This window comes from Bartonella sp. AA74HLJMH, from assembly GCF_042197045.1.
Lineage (GTDB): Bacteria > Pseudomonadota > Alphaproteobacteria > Rhizobiales > Rhizobiaceae > Bartonella.
Window position 1 is genome coordinate 1 of the sequence record NZ_JBHIRJ010000063.1, and the last position, 2,274, is coordinate 2,274.

A 2,274-nucleotide genomic window follows, 5' to 3' on the forward strand; every position below is an offset into this window, starting at 1 on the left:
GTATCTTTGTAGGCGTTTAAACGCAAGCCTTCCCATTGTTTAATAAGTGCTAGCCCTTCTGATGATATTTTTCGCATGTGTTGCTCCATAAAAAAGCCCCACACAAGGCGGGGATGAGTGAATATTAAAAATTGCAATTATTGCCTTTTATTAAAAATCTCGTTTCATGTAACTTTTTTCTGTGTTATACGTTACATGAAACATAATGGAGATTTTGTTATGGCTACAATGCACGTCAATGAACGCGTTCAAAAACATCGCAACGCACAAAGAAAAGCAGGTTTGCGTTTAATGCAAATTTGGGTACCAGATATTCGCCAACCGAACTTTGCAGAAGAGTGCCGACGCCAATGTCGCTTAGTCGCAAAAATGGATAAAACAGATACATCTATGCAGTTGTTGATGGATCAATCTTTAATGGATGTTGATGGCTGGACAGAGTAATGCGTGGATCTCTCGTCACAATAGCTATGCAAGGCGATTTTGGTAAACCAAGACCTGCGTTAATCATTCAAGCTAATCAATTCAGTGAGCATACAAGTGTAACGGTTTTACCCATTACTAGTACACTTGTTGATGCGCCATTACTCCGCATTACGATTCAGCCAACCGCTAAAAATGGTTTGCAAAAACCTTCGCAAGTCATGATTGATAAGATTATGACGGTAAGATGTGAAAAAGTTAGTCCAGCTTTCGGCTCCATTCATGCAGATAAAATGGTAGAAATTGAACGCTGTTTAGCTGTATTTTTAGGAATAGTAAAATAAAAATAATATTTCTTTTTATCATCATAAAATAGCTTTGTTTATCTATCCTCTTCATCCATATGGATGACGCCTTCGCCTTCGTCACATGCGTTTGGTGGAGCGTTTGGATCAAGGGTATCGTCCTTGTCTGGTGTGGTGTTTGCAACGTTTCCAGCTGTGTCTTCTTGGGCTTCATCAAAAAGTTCGCATTCTATTTTTGTGGTGTAACCACCCGTTTTATCAAGTTTGTGCTGAACACTTTTGATGCGCCATTCTGCTGGAATATAGGGGCGGAAAGGGGGCTCTTGAACAAGCTTTGCTTCTGCTTGCACAAACGGATCACCTCCGATATCACATGAGAAAGAAGATTTACCGCGTGATGATTTGTTGCGATAAGCAGCAATGGCCGCAACAGCCTCTGATTGGTTATGGTAGGTGTATTTGAGTTCATGAAACGGTGGGTTACCAACTTTGACTTCTTTTTTTTCACCACTGCGGATATCATGATAGGTTGCGAGAACACCGCCTTTTTTCTCTTTGTCTTCTTCTTCTTTCTCAGATTCTTTTTCTGCTTTTTCTGATTCAGATGATGATGCTCTGTCACTGTTATCCATATGGATAAAGTTTTCATCATCATCAATCTCTTCTGGTTCTCGTGCATCAGCTGCAGCTTTTTGATCGTCCCCCACATCCGTTTCTAAGCCATTGGCTGCACCTGCTTCATCTCGTGCGCTGTATTTAAAATCCCAAGAGGTACAATGTTTCTCATGAATAACAATAACGGGGAGTGTTTCACCAGTGATGGCTTTGCCTTCCCCCCGTCTAGCCAAAACAAGCTTGCCATCAACGGGTTTTGCTACCGCATCATAGTCTTCTGCAAGGCGCGTAGCAAAAGCCATATCGCTTTCAGAAGTTTGATCAATGTGACGCACAACAATTTTAGCAAGAGCAGGGTCAACTTTTGGTGTATAGCCATTGCGCTCTGCTATCTCTTGAACAATACTGCCAAGGGTTTGTTGGTGATAGGATTGGCTTTTGGGTGTTCTATAAGACGTATTCATAGAGGCGGCGCGCCCTGTTACACTTAAGCTTTGGGGTGGGCTGCTTACAGAGATTTCATCAATCAGATAGGCTCCCATATCGCGGTTTTTGCCGCCTTCATAGCCAAGTGTTACGGAAATGATTGTTCCGATGAGAGGAATATCGAGAAAGCCGTTATCACTGTCGCGTGCGCGGTCATCAAGCTCTATAGTGATACGATCACTTTTGTTTTCTGCTTCATCGGTAATTTCAATCGACAAAACATAATCCATAAGAGTTTTTGTGATGTCTTCTCCATTTGCCAGAACCGTGCAAAAAGGTTTCATGATTGACTGCCCCAAATTCTAATCACCGGTGTGGCTTTAGGATAGGGGAGGGTTGGCAAAACGATTGTGATGCCTGCTTTTAAGATGGGTCCATAGTCTGCAAGACCAAAATTTGCTGCATAAACGCGTTCAACAGCAAGGGCTTGTTGACCCTTTGCATA

The 2,274-nt window shown here is 42.1% G+C and carries 4 protein-coding genes and 1 pseudogene; 2 read left to right on the forward strand and 3 right to left on the reverse strand.

Annotation, left to right across the window (positions count from 1 at the left end):
• A pseudogene (locus tag ACFINH_RS09520) lies at window positions 1-77 on the reverse strand (lysozyme); the annotation flags it as partial.
• A 142-nt stretch (window positions 78-219) separates the two neighbouring features.
• Between ACFINH_RS09520 and ACFINH_RS09525 the strand changes: the two are divergent.
• Both ACFINH_RS09525 and ACFINH_RS09530 read left to right on the forward strand, forming a co-directional pair.
• The gene (locus tag ACFINH_RS09525; RefSeq protein ID WP_273791685.1) at window positions 220-444 is read left to right on the forward strand and encodes an antitoxin MazE family protein; all 225 of its coding nucleotides are present in this window, start codon (window positions 220-222) and stop codon (window positions 442-444) included.
• A complete protein-coding gene (locus tag ACFINH_RS09530; protein WP_273791686.1) occupies window positions 444-767 on the forward strand; it encodes a type II toxin-antitoxin system PemK/MazF family toxin in 324 nt (107 codons plus the stop codon). Before ACFINH_RS09525 ends, ACFINH_RS09530 begins: the two co-directional genes overlap by 1 nt.
• Window positions 768-805: 38 nt before the next feature.
• Here the strand turns inward: ACFINH_RS09530 and ACFINH_RS09535 are convergent, their stop codons facing one another.
• Complete coding sequence (locus ACFINH_RS09535; protein WP_375632914.1) at window positions 806-2,113, reverse strand: contractile injection system protein, VgrG/Pvc8 family; 1,308 nt, start codon at window positions 2,111-2,113, stop codon at window positions 806-808.
• Window positions 2,110-2,274, reverse strand: a 165-nt coding sequence (locus tag ACFINH_RS09540; protein ID WP_375632916.1) for a tail protein X, incomplete at its 5' end; no start/stop codon positions are given. The genes ACFINH_RS09535 and ACFINH_RS09540, both read right to left, overlap by 4 nt.